General features: G+C 65.2%; 26 protein-coding genes. All 26 read left to right on the top strand.

Annotated features, from left to right (window positions below):
* Positions 1–84: 84 nt before the first annotated feature.
* The 26 genes from RND64_RS04550 (at position 85) to RND64_RS04425 (ending at position 17,559) form a co-directional block, all read left to right on the top strand.
* Positions 85–477, top strand: coding sequence for a hypothetical protein (locus tag RND64_RS04550; protein ID WP_290723874.1), 393 nt, complete (start codon positions 85–87; stop codon positions 475–477).
* Entirely contained in the window at positions 471–1,019 is a 549-nt protein-coding gene (locus RND64_RS04545) for a hypothetical protein (RefSeq protein ID WP_331436450.1), read from the top strand. Before RND64_RS04550 ends, RND64_RS04545 begins: the two co-directional genes overlap by 7 nt.
* Entirely contained in the window at positions 1,016–1,780 is a 765-nt protein-coding gene (locus RND64_RS04540) for a cutinase family protein (protein WP_270483385.1), read from the top strand. Before RND64_RS04545 ends, RND64_RS04540 begins: the two co-directional genes overlap by 4 nt.
* Positions 1,780–2,427 carry a hypothetical protein gene (locus tag RND64_RS04535; RefSeq protein WP_270483386.1) on the top strand — a complete coding sequence of 216 codons (648 nt, stop codon included), beginning with the start codon at positions 1,780–1,782 and terminating at the stop codon, positions 2,425–2,427. The genes RND64_RS04540 and RND64_RS04535 overlap by 1 nt, the downstream gene beginning before the upstream one ends.
* Before the next feature lie 1,367 nt (positions 2,428–3,794).
* The gene (locus tag RND64_RS04530; protein ID WP_331436449.1) at positions 3,795–4,658 is read left to right on the top strand and encodes a hypothetical protein; all 864 of its coding nucleotides are present in this window, start codon (positions 3,795–3,797) and stop codon (positions 4,656–4,658) included.
* Positions 4,655–4,840, top strand: coding sequence for a hypothetical protein (locus RND64_RS04525; RefSeq protein ID WP_331436448.1), 186 nt, complete (start codon positions 4,655–4,657; stop codon positions 4,838–4,840). The genes RND64_RS04530 and RND64_RS04525 overlap by 4 nt, the downstream gene beginning before the upstream one ends.
* The gene (locus RND64_RS04520; RefSeq protein ID WP_331436447.1) at positions 4,837–5,199 is read left to right on the top strand and encodes a hypothetical protein; all 363 of its coding nucleotides are present in this window, start codon (positions 4,837–4,839) and stop codon (positions 5,197–5,199) included. Before RND64_RS04525 ends, RND64_RS04520 begins: the two co-directional genes overlap by 4 nt.
* A 177-nt stretch (positions 5,200–5,376) precedes the next feature.
* Positions 5,377–5,655, top strand: coding sequence for a hypothetical protein (locus tag RND64_RS04515; RefSeq protein WP_331436446.1), 279 nt, complete (start codon positions 5,377–5,379; stop codon positions 5,653–5,655).
* A complete protein-coding gene (locus RND64_RS04510; RefSeq protein WP_331436445.1) occupies positions 5,652–6,080 on the top strand; it encodes a hypothetical protein in 429 nt (142 codons plus the stop codon). Before RND64_RS04515 ends, RND64_RS04510 begins: the two co-directional genes overlap by 4 nt.
* Positions 6,077–6,511: a hypothetical protein gene (locus RND64_RS04505; RefSeq protein ID WP_331436444.1), complete on the top strand. Its 435-nt coding sequence runs from the start codon at positions 6,077–6,079 to the stop codon at positions 6,509–6,511. Before RND64_RS04510 ends, RND64_RS04505 begins: the two co-directional genes overlap by 4 nt.
* Positions 6,512–7,158: 647 nt before the next feature.
* Positions 7,159–7,515 (top strand): hypothetical protein, encoded by a 357-nt coding sequence (locus tag RND64_RS04500; protein WP_270483394.1) that lies wholly within the window; start codon positions 7,159–7,161, stop codon positions 7,513–7,515.
* Positions 7,508–8,551: a terminase gene (locus RND64_RS04495; protein ID WP_331436443.1), complete on the top strand. Its 1,044-nt coding sequence runs from the start codon at positions 7,508–7,510 to the stop codon at positions 8,549–8,551. The genes RND64_RS04500 and RND64_RS04495 overlap by 8 nt, the downstream gene beginning before the upstream one ends.
* Positions 8,538–9,179, top strand: coding sequence for a terminase (locus RND64_RS04490; RefSeq protein ID WP_331436442.1), 642 nt, complete (start codon positions 8,538–8,540; stop codon positions 9,177–9,179). Before RND64_RS04495 ends, RND64_RS04490 begins: the two co-directional genes overlap by 14 nt.
* 22 nt (positions 9,180–9,201) lie before the next feature.
* Positions 9,202–10,677, top strand: coding sequence for a phage portal protein (locus tag RND64_RS04485; protein WP_331436441.1), 1,476 nt, complete (start codon positions 9,202–9,204; stop codon positions 10,675–10,677).
* The gene (locus tag RND64_RS04480; RefSeq protein WP_331436440.1) at positions 10,674–11,741 is read left to right on the top strand and encodes a VG15 protein; all 1,068 of its coding nucleotides are present in this window, start codon (positions 10,674–10,676) and stop codon (positions 11,739–11,741) included. Before RND64_RS04485 ends, RND64_RS04480 begins: the two co-directional genes overlap by 4 nt.
* Before the next feature lie 171 nt (positions 11,742–11,912).
* On the top strand, positions 11,913–12,596 hold the full coding sequence (locus RND64_RS04475) for a hypothetical protein (RefSeq protein ID WP_331436439.1): 684 nt from the start codon (positions 11,913–11,915) through the stop codon (positions 12,594–12,596).
* Positions 12,597–12,646: 50 nt separating this feature from the next.
* Complete coding sequence (locus RND64_RS04470) at positions 12,647–13,591, top strand: major capsid protein (RefSeq protein ID WP_331436438.1); 945 nt, start codon at positions 12,647–12,649, stop codon at positions 13,589–13,591.
* Between the two features lie 17 nt (positions 13,592–13,608).
* A complete protein-coding gene (locus RND64_RS04465) occupies positions 13,609–13,938 on the top strand; it encodes a hypothetical protein (protein ID WP_290723828.1) in 330 nt (109 codons plus the stop codon).
* A 3-nt stretch (positions 13,939–13,941) separates the two neighbouring features.
* A complete protein-coding gene (locus RND64_RS04460) occupies positions 13,942–14,343 on the top strand; it encodes a hypothetical protein (protein ID WP_270483402.1) in 402 nt (133 codons plus the stop codon).
* Positions 14,340–14,717: a hypothetical protein gene (locus RND64_RS04455; RefSeq protein ID WP_270483403.1), complete on the top strand. Its 378-nt coding sequence runs from the start codon at positions 14,340–14,342 to the stop codon at positions 14,715–14,717. Before RND64_RS04460 ends, RND64_RS04455 begins: the two co-directional genes overlap by 4 nt.
* 4 nt (positions 14,718–14,721) lie before the next feature.
* Positions 14,722–15,075 carry a hypothetical protein gene (locus RND64_RS04450; RefSeq protein ID WP_270483404.1) on the top strand — a complete coding sequence of 118 codons (354 nt, stop codon included), beginning with the start codon at positions 14,722–14,724 and terminating at the stop codon, positions 15,073–15,075.
* A gap of 2 nt (positions 15,076–15,077) precedes the next feature.
* Positions 15,078–15,392, top strand: a complete 315-nt coding sequence (locus tag RND64_RS04445; protein WP_270483405.1) for an HK97 gp10 family phage protein — start codon at positions 15,078–15,080, stop codon at positions 15,390–15,392.
* Entirely contained in the window at positions 15,377–15,904 is a 528-nt protein-coding gene (locus RND64_RS04440; protein WP_270483406.1) for a hypothetical protein, read from the top strand. The genes RND64_RS04445 and RND64_RS04440 overlap by 16 nt, the downstream gene beginning before the upstream one ends.
* Before the next feature lie 133 nt (positions 15,905–16,037).
* Complete coding sequence (locus RND64_RS04435; RefSeq protein ID WP_270483407.1) at positions 16,038–16,616, top strand: hypothetical protein; 579 nt, start codon at positions 16,038–16,040, stop codon at positions 16,614–16,616.
* Positions 16,617–16,648: 32 nt separating this feature from the next.
* Positions 16,649–17,095 (top strand): hypothetical protein, encoded by a 447-nt coding sequence (locus RND64_RS04430; RefSeq protein WP_331436437.1) that lies wholly within the window; start codon positions 16,649–16,651, stop codon positions 17,093–17,095.
* The gene (locus RND64_RS04425; RefSeq protein WP_331436436.1) at positions 17,071–17,559 is read left to right on the top strand and encodes a hypothetical protein; all 489 of its coding nucleotides are present in this window, start codon (positions 17,071–17,073) and stop codon (positions 17,557–17,559) included. The genes RND64_RS04430 and RND64_RS04425 overlap by 25 nt, the downstream gene beginning before the upstream one ends.
* Positions 17,560–17,576: the final 17 nt, after the last annotated feature.

The following is a 17,576-nucleotide window of genomic DNA, read 5'->3' as shown; positions in this document are numbered from 1 at the left end:
GGATCACCCAAAAGTCCCACGACCACACCGAGATCCCCGGCCAACGAGAACTCTTTCCCGACCTCACACAGGAGACACCGAGCAATGAGAACCCTGATCGCCTTCCTGGCCGCCACGCTGATCGCGGCAGCCGCCACAGCCGCTCTCGCCGGCCCCGCCGCCGCGACCCCGGACGATCCGACCACCGGTGACCACATCGGGTACGTGTTCATCTCCGACGTCGCCGACAACGAGTCGTCGAACTGGTTCAACGCAGACAACGAGATCACCAGCTTCACCAACACGCACCTGCCGTCGTGGGATGCCGACGACTCGAAATGGAAAGGCGTGCAACGCGTCACCTCCCGCTCGACGTACCAGGCCGCGAACTCGGCTTTCCAGACGTCGGGCTACTACGCGGGCTGCGAAGTGTGGATTAACGACACCCTCGTCTCCCGTGATTGGGCGACCGGACGATTCGCGGTCGCATCGTGCTGAGTCCCTCGATCATGTCGTTCACGGTGGGGACGAAGGACTTCCGGCAGGCGTTGCGCGCGGTGTCGCCGCACGCGTGCCGGGATTCCGACCTCCCGATGATCAATCGCATCCGTTGCTATGTCGACGTCGAGAACGTGACGGTGGCTGCGACGGACCGCTTCTCGGCGGCGCTCGGGCTGGTGTCGGTGTGGGATTCGAGTGACACTCCGGTTGTTGGGCACATCGACCTGTCGCTGCCCGACGTAGCGATGATCCTCGCGGTGTTCACCGCAGGCAAGGACAACGGTGTCGACGAGCCGGAGTGGCAGCTACAGATCGAGCTGCTGGAGAAGCGCACCGTCACCGCCAGCGATAGTCCCGACGTCGTGTCGCACGCGGTACGGGTCACCGACGTGTCCGGACTCATCCCCGGCGAGGTGCTCGAGCGATGGTCACCGGGTGACCGCGTCGAACTCGGTCCGCTACCTCCGAACGTGGTTGTCGAGTACTGGATCGCGCGCCCCTGGACGCCGCCGCTCGCTGCGGGGAGGGATGCGGCGTGAGCAAGATACTCGTCGTTGTCGGAGGCACCTGGGAGGCGAAGTGGGGTCTCCTCGGCGCCATCGCCACGAAGGCCGAACAGCAAGGTTGGCAACCGCTGTGGGTGGACTACCCGGCCAGCTATGGAACGCCGGAGTCGTTCGAGGATTCCCTGCAGCGAGGCATCACCTTGCTCCACCTGACACTGCGCGCGAAGACATGGGCGGGCGACAAGGTCGCGATCATCGGATTCTCCCAGGGCGCTGCGGTCGTTGAACGATGCCTGCGTGAGCGTGAGGACCGCGCGACTCAGCGCGTGAAGTACGTTGGCCTGTTCGGCAACCCATACCGGGCGCCCAACGATCAGGTCGGACCGAACCCTGGCGGGTCTGGTGTTATCGGCCCGCTCGCCCCTGTGTCGCTGCGTCCGATCTCGGGCCGGTGGGAGAACTACGCGCTTCCCGGTGACTTGATCGCCGCGTGTCCGGCGGATTCGCTGATCCGCCTGGTGTACCCATTCACGCGGTGGATGTCGGTGCAGGCACCCGAGAAGTGGGTCCGCGACCTGCTGCCGAAGTTGTCGGTGGTGTGGCTGCTCCGCAACATCCCGGAGCTGCGCGACATTCGACAGTTACCTGGCCTGCTGTCGCGGATACAGCGTGCGACTGAGCTGGCCTATCACTACCAGACCACGGGCATTCACGGACAGTACGCGCGCCGAGCTCTCGGCGGCGGATATGGCATTCCCACTCAACTCGCCCTCACTGCACTCGAGGAGATCTGATGTCGTACAACCAGACCGAGACGTACGCCGACGTGCATTTCGTCGCCAAGCATGGTGGTGGTGATCGGATCATCGTTGCGGACAACCAGCCCGCCACTCTCTCCACCGACAACGTTGAGGACGAGGACGGCAACCAGACGCCGGTTCTCGTCGCCGCTGTCGAGGCCGGAAACCTCGTCGTCGAGGTGATGCTCGACGCCGCGCACGTCGACCAGTTTTTGCCTCCTCGGGAGCTGCCGACGATAGAGCCCGATCAACTCACCGAACTACCGATCGGCACGGCAGTGCTGTGGATCAACCGCGTATGGACGCGGGTGCTCACAGGTGTGCGCCAGGTGCGTGGAGTGTGGCCTTCCGATGCTGAATGGGTCTGCGCTGACGGCGGTTTCATCCGCGCGGTCGATTCGTCGCGACTCCTCGGAAGCTCGATGCAAGCGCCCGCACGAATCCTGTATGTGCCCGAACCTCGGATGTCGGTTGGCTCGGCAGAGAAGTTGATCCGTGAGATCGCCCGCCGTGTGCCTTCGACCCGCGAGGACGACAGTCTCTCGATACTCGCGTCCGTGGCAAAGAAGGCAGCCTACGGCGCGGAGTACCTCGACGCACTCAATGCCACCGAGGTACTCGCTGTCGCGGGACGGATCTGATGCCCGCCCAACATCCGCGCGCTCCTCCGCTGCGCTCTGCCCCTGGTGTTGTGTTTCCCGATGGTGTGAAAGGTGTTCGATGGCGTGGGTCCGATGGGGTGATGGATCAGCGATGCACCCCCTACTGCTCACGGTGCTCGAGCACCCGGAATGCGACGACCGACTGGTGAACGAGATACACGGTTTCGTGTCTCGGTGTGCAGCACAGTCCGGTCAGCACTCAACCGACTATGTGGTCACGCGCGGCACTGCGATCCAGATTGCCGGGGCCACAAGGGTTGAGACGCTGACCGAGGTGTGTTTGTTCGCTGGCTTGTTCACTGAGGTGCTCTACGCCGACGACGGGAGAACCGTTCTCGGCTACAAGCTCGTTGATGACGATCCCGAGTTCCTGCACCTGCGGTTGAGAAAGGAAATCGAGTGGGAGCGTCAGCGTAAGGCTGACGCATCCCGACCCAATCTGATTGTGCCGGTGCGTCTCCGAGATGGAGACAGCTGCCGGTGGTGCGGCCGAATCGTCGACTGGAGTGACCGCAAGTCCGGGAGAGCCGGAACCTACGATCACATCGAGCCTGGCGAGGAAGCAACGTACGACACCTACGTCGTGTGCTGCAAAGGCTGCAACTCGTCCCGACAGGACGGCGACTTCCCACAAGGAGTCACCGCTCTGCTCGATCCACCCGCCGAACCGTACTTCTCGCGGTACACGGTGAAGTGGCTGACAGAAAACAAGTGGCGGATCTCGGAAGGGCTACCGGTGCCCGAACCCGCGGCCCGCCACCTACCGCCTGGGAGACTCGTCGACGGCAGCCAGCCGCCGACACCCGACCAGTCCACGACCACAGGATCACGGACGCGCGTTGCGCCGAGCGCACCCTCCGATGATCAGACGCGCGTTGCGCCCAGCGCACCCTCTGATCCCGATCCTGCTCCGACGCGCGTTGCGCCCTTCGCACCCTCGGAGAGTGGACTGGTCACCTCTCAGACGCCGGCCGACCCGGAGCTGACGCGCGTTGCGCCTACCGCACCCTCAGCTCCCGACCGGACCCCCACAACGTCAGCCACACCACCAGACACCGCGAGATCTGACAGATATCTGCTTGATCCGGACAGATCCGGACAGATCGCAGGGGTACGGGATCTATCAGAACTGGTCGGGTCGGGTCGGGACGGGTCGGGACGGGACGGGTCACCAGATCACTCTCCCTCGCCGGAATCCCTTGACGATCGGCCTCGCCCTCGTGGTGGTCGTCGACGTCGCAACTCGAAGAAGGTGACACCTCGAGCATGAAACCTCCGAACACAACCTCATCAGGTGATCTCTCGTCAGAGGAGCTCGCTGACTGGCATGACTGGATCGGTCGCGAATGACCATGACGATCCAGCAGCTCCGCCAGGACCTCGAGCACACGCGGGTCGATGCCGACGAGCAACGAGCCCGACGTCTCGCTGCGAAGCTGCGTGACGATGTCCGCGACCTCGAGTACCTCGCGGAGGTGTGGCCGTGGCTGATTTCGCTGCGGGTGCCGGGTACACGCAAACGATGGGCTCAACACAGCCAGCAGCGCCGGCACCTGTCCGTCGACGCGCTCGACGCGATGGGCTGGAAGGGCGTACCTCGACCAGCAGCCGCTGATGTGTCCGTGCTCGACGTGATCGGCGGGATCGACGCTGTCGCACGCCGTGTCGCTGACGAGGCGTTGTACGTGTTGCCGCAGTATCGGATCGAGGTGTGGCGCCCGAGCCGCGCACCGTCGCATGATGCGCGGCCCTGGCTGCGGCTGGCTGCCCGACTGCTGCCGCAGGCCCACGACGCGACGGTCGACGACCTCGACTCGATTGTCGAATGGACGGAGGCACGTCTCGGAGTGTTGCCGGCCGACGCCGCCCGACTCATGGGTGATGTGCGTGACGGCCAGGATCTCGCCGGGATCTGCCCGTGGTGCAACGGATTGACCGACCGTGGGACGGGTGAGCCGACGCTGCGCATCCACTACCCACGCGACGTCGACCTCGCGACGCCGTTCGATCCCGACGCAGGGTTCGCCACCCGTGTCACGCGACCCGACGAGCCGCGCGACGCCGGCCCGCTGATCGTGTGCCACGGCGTCAACTGCACACCCTCATCACGAGACTGCGGGCACCGCTGGCACGGCCGCCCCGCCTGGAACATGCGCGAGTGGGAATGGCTCGCAAAACAACTCGGAACACCGGAAGGGCAAAGAGCATGACGATCAACAAGGCCGTCACGGTCACTGCGGTGAGTAGCACCGCCAGCAATGACGAGGAGGTATGGACGATCACCCTTACCCGCCACCGCGCAGGCAACAGGTACTACAGTCCTGATCCTGCCCGGATTCCCGATGATGTGCGGAACGAGCTCCAGCACTGGACAGCTGGTGTGCCGATATGAACGACCAGCAGGCGCTCGCGGTCGCCGCACTCATAATCGCAGACCACGCACCCATTCGAAGCGCCGCGCCTCCGAATCTCCGCAGCTACCAGTACTGGTGTGCATCGTGTGTCGGCGAGAATGAGTACCCGACCGCAGGAGAGTTCCAGGACCTAGACGAGTGGGCCGAGCACGTCGTTGCGGCGCTGTGGCCCGACATGGTCAAGGCCGAGCCTCCTTCGCGCCGTGGCTTACTCGCACGCTCCCATGAACTGTGGATGCAGTTCTGGGACAACCCGTTCACGATGTTCGATCGGTCAAAGCCTGACCGAGATCACAACACGATGACGGGTCTCGACCTCGACGAGGCCGAGCAGTGATCCTCGTCAGCGAGGCCGAGCTACTCGCGGAGCTACCCGAGATCATCCCGTTCTGCACCGAGTGCGGTGGCCGCGTCTACCAGCGTGCGACGACCGGACTGTGGTGGCACTACCACGCACGTGACTTCTACGGCCCCTGCGATTGGGGCCAGCCATTTCCTCGAGAGGACAGCAGCAATGACGAACATCGTCGAGTTCGTGGACGCCAGGCTCAACGAGGAGGCCGACGCCGCCAACGCGATGCCCGATCCCGAGAAGTACCGCCGCACAGTTGATGTGCTGCGCACGATCGCGGGTCAGGTGGTGGCGCACCTCGAGGCTAATGACGTCGAAGACCCGACCGATCATCCTGTTGCGGCTGGCCTGCTGCCCGTCGCGAACGTGTGGTGTGACCATCCGGACTTCGCACCAAGCACTGAGTGGTTCCCGCGCATGAGCAAGGTGAGGCAGCGATGACGAACGAACCGGAGTTCATCAGGCGACTGATCGATAAGCCGGCACGGGAGGGTGAAGCCGCGCTCGTCTATGCGCCACTGGATTCCGGCAGAGATCTCCTCGAGCCGCCTGGTCTGCGCGAGTGGCTCCGGGTGAGGCTCGCTGCTCGTCTGGTCGAGCTGTCGCCTGAACACGCCACACCCGTGGCTTGGCAGGCGCAGTTATCCACAGGCATACTGGGTGCGTTGGTTCCCCCATGCCCTGATGGTGTGGGGGTTCTGTCGTTGGGGTTGGACTCGGCGATGCGTCAGCGCGGATTGCGTCGCTGTACACATCGTCTGCGCCAAGCAACCACGCTGCGCGCCACACCTCTCCGCCATGCCGTGCACCCCGTGCTCGTCGACCCGAGCTGGAAGCTCCTCGGCTATGTGAGTGCGGAGCGATGAGTAGGGCGAAGCAGCGGGTGTGCTCCGTGCCCGGATGCCCTGAGATGCAGCACGGCTCGCTCTGCCGGGCGCACAGGCTCCTCGCGGAGCAGAAGCAGCGACGCACGGTCCCGACGAAGATCTCCGAGCCGCGTGACCGACGCCGCCGCAAGGCCACAGTCCGCGCCCACCGCGACCGTCACGGCGACTGGTGCCCCGGCTACGGGCGGCCAGCTCACCGCGCCTCAGACCTGACCGCCGACCACCGCAGGGAGATGCAGGAGGGCGGCTCGCCCGCTGGTGAGCTCGCGGTGCTGTGCCGATCGTGCAACTCCCGTAAGGCCAAGCGCACCCAGGACCGCCTATCGAACGGGCGTTCGAGTCTGGCGGGACGACCCCCTGGGGGGTACCCCTCGGAGCGCGGCGGCTCGGTGGCCGCGGGGGAGGGCTGAGAAAGGTGCGGAGGGTTCAAGACGTCCCCGAGGTGGGCGAGTTCGTCGATGTCGACCGGCTCGGCCGTCACGACCGCTGCGGCGATCTACCGTGCTGGCGGGACCTCGGCGAGGGTGAGTACCAGGGTTCAACGCGCTGCCAGCTCGAGCACGGCCACCGCGGCCCCCACGCCGATGTCTCGCTGTCGGGCCTGGTGCTGGCGACCTGGCCGGCGTGTGACTGTGGCAGCTGCGAAGAGGGACTCGGCTGTGAGTATGAAGGCTTTTGATGGTCGGCTACGTCCGCAACGGTGCTGCATGTTGTTCGTCCACACGGGCGGCGCGCTGAGCCTGGGCGGGTGCACTCGACGGGCTGGACACCCAGGCTGGTGCTCGTACGACCCGCGGCGGGACCCGGACAGCCGCAAGTACCAGGGCTGGGCGGCGAGCGAATGACGAACGATGCCGAGGGCGAGATGTTCTCGACGACACACGATCCGACGAGATGTCGGAGGAGGTGAAACACGATGGCTGGACACGGAGGAGCCCGTAATCGGTCGGGGCCGCATCCGAGTGCGAACTCGGCGCGGTCGGATGCTCGAGACATTCGGGCGAAGCGATTGCCAGTCGGTGGTTGGGATGGCGACTTCCCTGCACTGTCGGAACTGATGCCCGATGCTGTCGAGCGTGAGGGTGTGGTGTGGGCCGAGCTTTGGCGCACACCACAGGCCGCGGAGTGGATTCGGGAGCAGTGGCGGTGGCGGGTCGTCGCGATGTATGTCCGCTGGTCGGTGCGCGCCGAAGATCCAGAGGCTACTGCGGCGACGATCAATGCCGCGACGCGTCTGGCTGACCAGATCGGTTTGACGCCGGCCGGTTTGAAGGAGAACGGCTGGCTGATCGTCGCCGACGATGCGCCGACGAACCCGGATCAGCAGGACAAGCAGCGGAAGGCGAGCGCAGGTACGTCGCGCACCAACGGCGGCGGGAAACGGATGACCGCGGTCCGTGGTCGTCGTGACTGACACCGAGGAGTGGATCGTCGAGTGGCCGACTCTCGGTCATCTGCACGACAAGTGGGTGCGGCAGCACTGTTTGGTGCCTGACGGTTTCGACCAGGGCGCGCCGTTCGTGTGGTCGGATTGGCAGTTCTGGTGTGCGGCCAACCATTACCGGGTGCGCACGGCTGCGAAGTGGCAGCCGCGACGTCCGATGAAGTCGCAAGCGTTCCAGTATCGGCGGTCGCTGATCGTGGGGCCGCAGAAGTCGGGGAAGGGGCCGTGGTCGGCGACGGTTGTCGCGATTGAGGCTGTCGGCCCGTCGTTGTTCGCGGGGTGGGCAGGTGTCGATGACGGATACGCCTGCTCGGATTGGGGGTGCGGGTGTGGATTCGAGTATGCCTACAAAGAGGGCGACCCGATGGGGATGCCGCACCCGACACCTCTGATCCAGTTGACCGCGACGTCAGAAGACCAGGTGGACAACGTCTATCGGCCGTTGCGCACCATGATCAAGCTCGGTCCGCTTGCCGACCTGATGTTGATTCGCGAGGACTTCATTCGACTGCCTGGCGAGGACAATCGCATCGACATCGTCACGGCGTCGGCGAACTCCCGTCTGGGTAACCCGATTTCGTTTGCGCTGCATGACGAGAACGGCCTCTACACCAAGGAGAACAAACTCCTGAAGGTGGCCGAGACGCAGCGTCGCGGTGCGGCTGGTATGGATGGTCGGTCGATGGCGACGACGAACTGTTGGGACCCGGCCGAGAACTCAGATGCGCAGCGCACGTGGGAATCTCAGTCCAAAGACGTGTTCAAGTTTTACCGACAGCCACCGAAAGCGTTGTCGTGGGGCAATCGTCGCGATCGGCGGAAGATCCTGCAGTACGTGTATGCGGACTCGCCATGGGTGACGATCCCGACGATTGAGGCCGAGGTCGACGAGCTCACGCAGCGCGACCCGGCCCAGGCCGAACGCTTCTTCGGTAACCGGCTCGTGACCGGCATGGGCGCGTGGCTCGAGGACGGGTTGTGGGAGCAGGCGTATGCCGGCGCGTGAGATGACGTGGTTGCCGAATCCGCCTCGAGGGACGCAGATCTGCGTCGGCTTCGACGGATCGGAGTTCGACGACTGGACAGCGCTGAAATGCCGCACCCGCACCGGCCGGGTGTTCACGCCGCGGTATGGGCCGGATCGTCGGCCGACGATCTGGAATCCTGCCGAGTGGGGTGGTGAGATTCCGCGCGGGGAGGTGCATGTCGCTGTCGCCGAGGTATTCAAGCGGTGGCGGGTGGCGCGCATGTACTGCGACCCGCAGGGCTGGTACTCCGAGATCGGTGAATGGTCGGCCACCTACGGCGAGAAGCGCGTTGTGGAATGGCCGACGAACCGCGACAAGGCGATGTTCGAGGCACTCAAGCGGTTCGAGACCGACTTGCGGACCGGTGCGACGACGCACGACGGCTGCCCATTGACGACGCTGCACGTTTCGAACGCGGTGAAGGTGGCCCGCAACCAGCAGCGGTACGGCATCGGTAAGCCGGTCGGCGAGTATCACCGCAAGATCGACGCCGCGGTGGCTTCAGTCCTCGCGTGCGAGGCCGCTGGTGATGCGTCGAGCATCGACGGCGGCTGGGATGTTGCGAAGAAGAACCAGATTTCGACAGTGATGTACGGATTCACGTGACCCAACCTGGAAGGAGGCACGCGTGGACAACGCCGAGGAGTTCCTCCACATAGGGGTCTCAGCGCTGATGGCGGCGCACAACGATTTCGACACGCGGCAGAAGAACTACGAGGGCGATCAGCAGCTCCCGTATGCGCCGGAGGGTGTGTCGCTCGAATACCACGAGCTGCGTAACCAGGCGATCGCGAACTGGTTGCAGCCCGCGATGGATGCGCCGGTGCAGCGCATGGAGGTCGAGTCGATCAGCGACGAGGCTGGTCAGACCGACACGCAGGCCTGGAATGACTGGGTGGCGTTCGATCTCGAGACGCGGCAGAAAATCGTCTACACGCAGATGATGGTCCAGGGCCGCGGTGTCATGTCGGTGTCGAAAACGTCGCCGGCTGCAGGCGGCGTGAAGGCGCGTGTCGAGAACTGTCGCCGCGTCTATCTGCATCCGGACCCGGCTGATCCGTTCGAGACGCAGTTCGCGGTGAAGATGTGGGTGGAGAACCAGCGTCCGGCGTCGGGCTTGTGGGTGCCGACGCAGGCGATGGGCGCACTCGGCGCCAAGGTGGTTGCCGTCGTGTACGACGCGGCCGAGTGTGTGCGGTTCGAGAAGCCCGGCACTGAAGGTGTGGGCGGTTGGGTTCGGGTTGCGTCGACGCCGCACGGCCTCGGTGCGATCCCATTCGTCGAGTTCGGTCACAACGTCGACGCCGACAACGGCACCCACACGGTGATCGATCAGCTGATCCCCATGCAGAACGCGATCAACACGATTCGCTTCAACACGCTGCTCGCCATGCAGTTCTCCGCGTACCGACAGCGCGTCGCGACCGGCTACGACCCGGTGCTGCGCGATGCGAACGGCGAGATCGTGTATGTCAAGGATGAGCAGGGCAACGTGATCGTCGGCCCGGACGGGCAACCGATCCCGCAATTGCGGCCGAGCGGTCGTGTCGGCGTCGACCGGCTGCTGGTGTTCCCGGGCTCGGACACGAAGGTGTTCGATCTCGACGAGTCGAATCTGCAGAACTACATCACCGTGTACACCAAGTTCCTCACCGACCTGTTCAGCAAGGCTCAGACGCCGCCGCAGTACGGCATCGACCGCATGGCCAATCTGTCAGGTGATGCGCTCGCCGGTGCGGAGTCCACGCTGACATCGTTGGTGAATGACCTCAAGCGTGAAGCGAACTCGGGTATGCGGAAGGTGTTGCGTCTCGTCGACGCCGCCCGCGGCGAGGAGCCACGTAACCGTCGCATTGAGTGGTCCGACACTGAGCCGAAGAGCTTCTCCCAGATCATCGACGGCGTGACGAAGCTGATTGCGGCGGACTTCCCGCGGCGTGGCGCCTACGACATGCTTCCTGGTGCGACGCCGGTGAAGGTCGATCAGTGGATGGATCAGTGGGCGGCCGAGCAGCGTGACCGGGCGTCGACTTTGATGCTCGATCAGACGACGTCGGATCTCGGTGACTCAAACGTGCTGCAGCTGCCGGCCTCCGGAGAATGACCACCGTCCTCGAGGAGGCGACCACCTTCTACGGGCGGCAGCGTCGGCTCACGGCGCGAGCGATCGGGCGGATCGTCGCGCTGTGGGGCACCCGGCCACCCGTCGACTTCGATCTATGGTTTGCCGAGCACGCTGACGCGCTCGTCGAGATCCTCACCGCCGCGCAGGAATCGGCCGTGGGGCAGGGTTTCGAGTACGTGGGCGCTGCTCTCGCTGCCGGTGGCGGCGCCATCACCCCGGACGCTGATCCTGTGGGCGACAACCTCGTCGGTGTCGCTGGTGATGGTCGGCCGCTCGACACGTTGATGTATGGCGCGGTGATCCACGCGAAAGCGGCGATCGCGAAAGCTCCGGACGGTGCGGATCGCAACGTGGTTCGGCGTGCATGGTCGGAGAACGGAGTGGCCGCGCTGATCACGCGCGCGCAGACCGCGATCGCCGACGCCGGCCGCGTGGCGACCGGGCTGGGCACAGCGGCGCGTCCGCACACCGGATACACGCGGCTGTTGGTGGGGTCGTCGTGCTCGAGATGCGCGGTGCTCGCGGGCCGAACCTACGGGTCGATGACCGCGTTCCAGCGGCATCCGCGCTGCGACTGCCGGCATGTGCCGCGTCACCGGTCCGACCTCGCCCGGAGTGCGGTTGATGTGCGCTCCTTCTTCGAGTCACTGTCGACCGCTGAGCAGGATGCGAAGTTCACACGCGCTGGCGCGCAGGCGATCCGCGACGGCGCTGATCCGGCGCAGGTCGTCAACGCGAGGCGCGGCGTCGCCGGGTTGGAGTCGGCGGCCGGCCGGGTGACGTCGGCCGAGCGCGCGGCGATCGCGTCGGGCCGGCTCCGTAACAGTGCGGTCGCGGGTGGTCGCGAGCTGGCGACGACGTCGGAGGCGATGACCAAACGAGGTAGGGCGTTCAAGACGATCGCGCGTGGCGACGACGTGCGCCGTGAGACTGAGATCAAGAAGGGTAAGCGCAAAAGGCTGATGCCGGAAGCGATCTACGAGGTTGCCGAGAGTCGCGACGAGGCGTTGCGGCTGCTCAAGCTGAATGGCTACCTGCTGTGACACGACGCCGCGACATGTTTGCGTCGCAGGTTATCCACAGGCATACTGATCTCGTTGGTTCCCTCATGCCCTGATGGCGTGGGGGTTTTCTCATTTCCGGCCCGCTGGCATGTTGCCGCGGCCGTTCGCGTATCTGCCGGGAGATCCGGCCCTTTCCGAGATGGAGAACCCATGCGTGCCTTGAACTGTCGTGTGTTGGCTGCTGCCGCACTGTTGCCGATCGACCTGGGTGGGAGACCCGCTCGAGCTGGCCGGTCGCACCCGCGTCGTGACCCTGATGGTCATCCGGCAGCTGGCGGTGGCGCCAACAGTGGTGGGCAGGGCGCTGGCAGTGGTGACGGGCAGGGACCGGCTTCGGGTTCGGGTAATGCCAACGGCGGCAACGACGCCCAGGGTGGCACCAAGGATTCGACGGGCGGATCGGGTGATGAGTTCAAGTCGGAGCACTCGAAGAATGCAGTGCTCGCCGACCTGCACAACGCTCGCGAGGAGAACAAGACCCTCAAGGACCGGCTGCAGCAGCTCGAGGACGCGAACAAGCCGGAAGACCAGAAGGCCCGCGAGGCGCGCGAAAAGCAGGAAACGCAGGCGCGTAACGATGCTCGGTTCCGTCAGCAGGCCGTCGCCGCGAAAACCGCGGGCCTGTCATTGGAGTGGGTGGAGCGCATCGCCGGGACAACTCCCGAGGAGATGCTCGCCGACGCGAAGGCATTGAAGAAGGACCTCGACGAACGGTCGTCGGCCGGCCAGCGCACCGATGGCGCGGGCGCCTCCGGTGACGGGGATGCCGCTGCGACTGCGGCCCCCGGTGTGAGTCGCGCGAACGCCTACTACGCCAACCAGTCCAAGAAATAGACCCCCGGCGGCCATAGCCCTCGGGAATCCAGAAGAAAGGACACAGCGCTATGGCTGTAACCCTCGCACAGGCGGCGATCCTCTCCCAGGATCAGCTGTCGAAGGCGATCCACGAGATGTTCGTGCAGGAGAGTCCGGTCCTCGACCGGCTGCCGTTGATGTCGATCGCGGGTAACGCGTACGCATACGACGTCGAGGCCTCGCTGCCCGGTGTCGCGTTCCGTGGTGTGAACGAGGCGTACGTCGAGTCGACGGGCACCTTCAACCAGCTCACCGAGAAGCTGGCCATCCTCGGTGGCGATGCCGACGTGGATCGGTTCATCCAGCAGACTCGCTCCAACGTGCATGATCAGCGCGCCGAGCAGGACAAGCTCAAGGTCAAGGCCATGAGCTACAAGTTCTCGGACTCGTTCATCAACGGCGATGTCACCGTGGACACGAAGGGATTCGACGGTCTCAAGAAGCGGCTCACCGGCAGCCAGGTCATCGACACGGCCACCAACGGTGCTCCGGTCCTCGGTAACGGCGGCACCGACACCCATGGCTTCTTCGACAAGCTCGACGAGCTGCTCTCGGCGTGCCCGAACGCCGACGCGCTGTACATGAACCGGCAGGTGCGTTCGAAGGTCATTTCGGCTGGCCGTCGCATCGGCGGTGTCGACATGGTCAAGGAAGACATGACCGGCAAGCGCGTCGCGATGTGGCAGGGCGTGCCGATGCTCGACCTCGGCGACAGCCTGACCGGGACGCAGATCATTCCGCAGAACGAGACGCAGGGCAGCTCGTCGGCCGCGTCGTCGATCTACGCGGTGCGCTTCGGTGGTTCGGACGGCGACCAGGCCGTGACCGGTCTGACCAACGGCGGCGTCATGGTCGACGACCTCGGCCAGCTGCAGGAGAAGCCCGCGCTGCGTACCCGCATCGAGTTCTACTGCGGCCTCGCACTGTTCGGCGGCAAGGCCGCGGCCCGACTGCGCGGCGTCCTGGCCGCCTGAGATCGAAGGAGACGATCATGGCTGAAGAGAAGACGACCACGCTCGACGACGACGTGACCAAGCCCTCGGTCACCGAACCCGGTGACGGACCCGCCGACACCACCGATCCCGACGAGGTCGCGACGTCGGTGACGCCCGATCCGGGTGACGAGGCGGTCAAGGCGGGCACCGTGAATGCGGTGCGCAAGACCGGCACCCGCAAGAAGGTGGCGGCGAAGTCGAAGGACGAACCGCGTGTGGAGAAGTACACGCAGGTGCGCCCGGACGGCAAGCTCGCCCACATCGAACGCAACATCGAGACCGGAGAGTCCAAGATCGTCAAGGTCGAAGGCTCCGAGGAAGACTGATCGATGACCACCCCCGCACCACTGGTCACCGTGCAGAACGTGTGCACGACCTTGGCGCGTGAGGTACCTGCTAACAACTCGCTGGAGTTCGCGCAGCTGTCAGAGCTGTGTGAGCAGGCAGCCGACGAGATTCGGCACCGCGTCGTCGCGGTGGATGCGCGGATCTCGGCGGGCACGCTCAGTGCGGTGCGGGTGCGGGGTGTGGCCGTCGACATGGTTATCGCCGCGGTCGAGAACATCGACCTCGGCTTCCGGTCGACCGGCGAGCAATATCCGGAGGTGCAAACCTCGAATGTTGCTGCAGCGAACCGGCTCACGGTCGAGATGACGGAGAGCCAACGCAAGTCGCTGATGCCGCCGGAGCCGAATCCGGGCGGCATGTACAACGTGTCGTTGAGTCAATGACTTTGCGGTTCGACGAGCAATGGCAGATACGGCCGCCCAGGACCACCACCATCGACGATTCGACGGGCAATCCGCTCCTCGGTCCTGCACCTGATCCGATCGACGTGCGCGGCTCGCTTGAGCAGAGGTTTCCGCGCACCGAACAACGTGAGGTAGGCGACGCGCTCGTTGACGAGCAGGTGTTGCTTCTCGCGCCGGCTGCCGACACCGCAGTGCCGGGCGGAATCACTGCCGCGCACAAGGCGATCGGACCGGACGGCACCGTGTGGTCGATCGTACGAATCCCCAAGCCCCGACGTCGACGCCGCCCCAGCGCGCCGACGAGGTATCTCGCGCTGGTCGTTCGGCGCGCCACCGACATCAAGGAGAAGTGATCGCATGGCCGAAGACCAGACCACCGCGCCCGCAGAGACCGAAGCGCTCGACGACGAGTTCGTGGAGTGGCACGACGAGAACGGCAACCGCTGCCGCGGATCCCGATTCGGGTCCGCCTACAAGGATTTCGTGCTTAAGTGGCTCGCCGCCGAGGCCGACCACAAGGCGATCAACGGCCTGCCCGCGGAACCTGCGGCCGAAGTGGAAACGCCCGCGAAGGCTGAGACGGCGAGCGTTCCGGCCGTCGACGCCACACCGTCCGAAGTCGAAGCGACACCTGCCGTACCTCCGAGCGTCGCCGCCGACGCTGACGCGAAGAACGCTGACGCGGACCCGCGTCGGCGAGGACGCCGCTGACGGTGATCACGTTGAGGGTGCGTTCGGCGCAGGTGTTCCGGGATCGTGCTCGGCGCCAGGCGTACGCGACCACTCTCGAGTCTCGCGCCGGCATCGGGCATGAGGCGGCTGGCGAGGCCCGCTCCGACGCACCTGTCTTGACGGGCGCGTTCCGTGACGGCATTGGCGTCGAGGTCGACGGTCTGCATGTCGCGATCGTCGACAGCGATCCTGACGCTGTGTACAAGGAGTACGGCACGTCGGACACCCCGGCGCACGCGACGCTGACCAACGCGGCGTCGCGATTCGGCCGCTACTCCGGTTGGCAGCCGCACTGATGTCGGTTGTGCCGTTCACGCTGCCTTCGGAGTTGATGGCGGCGTTGCCGTTCGCTCCCGGTGCCGCACGGGAGTTGTTGCGCCAGAACGAGGATTTCATCACCCTCGTCGGCGATGATCCGGCGTTGATCACCACGCGCGAGCTGCCGGCACCCTTGGAACGGCCCGTGGTGACGATCCAGGCATCGGTGAACAGGCGCGAGAACATTCAGCTGTCGAAGGTGCGGCTGATGCTGTCGGTGTGGGTGCCGAAGATCGAGATCCTCGTCGACGGTGATCCGCCGACCCCGATGGACCCCGAGGAACTGGCGTGGAACATCGCTGCTGCTGCCGGCCAGATCCTCGATCAGCGCCGAATGATGGGCCAGGGGCCGAGTTTCGTGTTCCGTGGCGCGTCGTGGCGCAGCCAGTGGGATGCGGGTCCGACGACGATGGTCGACATTGCGCGCGGTGCGGACAACCCGATCTACCGAGCGGTGATCGAGGTCGTGATGAAGGTCGGCGCGAACTGACCTCAATGCTTCACCCGCGTTCGGGCGGGTGAATTGGCCCCGGCCGGGGCGTTGCTCGGCACTCCGGTCGGGGTCCCCCTCAATTCTCAGACGTGCTCACAGCCCGTGGGCGAACACACGAAGGAGGCGCTCTGTGAGCACCACACCCGATTCAACGAAGGCTTATGTGTGGCAGGACGGCGACGCCTTTCGCGCGCCGGCCGGGACCGCACTGCCGGCCAACCCGTTCTCCGACACCCTGCCGCTGACGACCGGTACCGGTCCGGGCGTGACGTGGAAGGCCTACGGCGGCATCCAGGCGGGGTTCGAGCAGACACCGGACCAGGAGATCAAGAAGCACAAGATCTTCAACAAGCGCAACAGCATCTACGCGATGAGTCGTGGAGCTCGCGAGGACACCGTCAAGTTCAAGGCCGTCGACTTCACCGCGGCGACCGTCCTGACATCGCTGTGTGGAGGGTCGATCACGCAGATCGGCACCACCGGCATCTTCGAGTGGATTCAGGGCACCTCGGAAGAGTTCGCGCTGTTGTTCCGTCTCGGCGATCCGTCCAACGCCTCGACGAACCGGTTCGGCTTCTACACCAAGCGCGCCACCCTGGCGACGCCGCCGCCGCGCAACTTCAACGGTGAGGACCTCGACGGGTTCGAGCTGGAGATCCTTGCGATCGATCCGCTGGTCCCGATCAGCAACTACGACCCGACCGCCTGACCGTTCTCTGATCCGAGCCAAGGAGCACGTATATGCCGAGCAACAAGAAGTCGCAGAAGTCCGCCGCCGAGCCCACGGGCTCGGCGGCGGCTTCCGCTGTGTCCGACGATGTGTCGACCTCCGATGTTGAGCGGATCGATCTGCTCGACTCGTTGGCGATCGGTGAACCGGGATTGCCGCCGGTGCCGGTGAAGTTCCGCGACATCGAGTTCTCGATCAACCGCTACTACGCGCCGGAGACGATCTGGGAGTGGGCGGACCTGCAGCGCCGCGACACCACGAACATGAAGGCATCCGAGATCGAGGCGGGTAATCGGGCGCTGCTCAAGATCATCATTCCCGAGTCTGATCACCACCTGATCGACGACATTCTCGCCGCGGTCGGTGACAGGTCGATCCCGGAGGCCCGCCGCATCTACGCGTACATGAATGTGCAGGCCGGTCTCACTGACCAGTGGGGAAACCCCTTAGCGCCCTGACCTACCTGGATCAGTTCCGGGATGGCTGGGGCGCTCTCATCCCGCGGTTCCAACGCCAGTACGGCATGGATCTGCGGGCAGCGTTGCGGGGCAAGCCGTGGCAGGACGTCACGGCACTGCTCCTCGATCTTCGTTCGTCGTGGACGCACACCGACGAGAACACCGCCTGCTTGTACGACCTCGCGAACTATTGGCTCGAGCTGGAGTACGTGAAGTCAACGACGTCGCCCGAGGATGCGAAACGGGCTGCGGCAGAGCAGAAACGCTCCCGCAAGCAGCCCCCACCGTTCCCGATCATTCGGCCGGTCGCGCACCGTCCCGCCCGTGAGCATGCCGAGGCGATGCGCCGCTACAAGCAGCTGTGCGAGAAGTACGACTCGACCGCGCAACCCGAGTCGGAGAACAACCACGACGCGTTCGTGAAAGCGATGCTGGCCAGTCTCGGCCAGCCCCAACACATCTGAGAGAGGAGGCACGCCCG

The organism is Gordonia sp. w5E2 (assembly GCF_036540975.1).
GTDB lineage: Bacteria > Actinomycetota > Actinomycetes > Mycobacteriales > Mycobacteriaceae > Gordonia > Gordonia jacobaea.
This window is presented reverse-complemented; position numbering and strand designations above follow the sequence as displayed.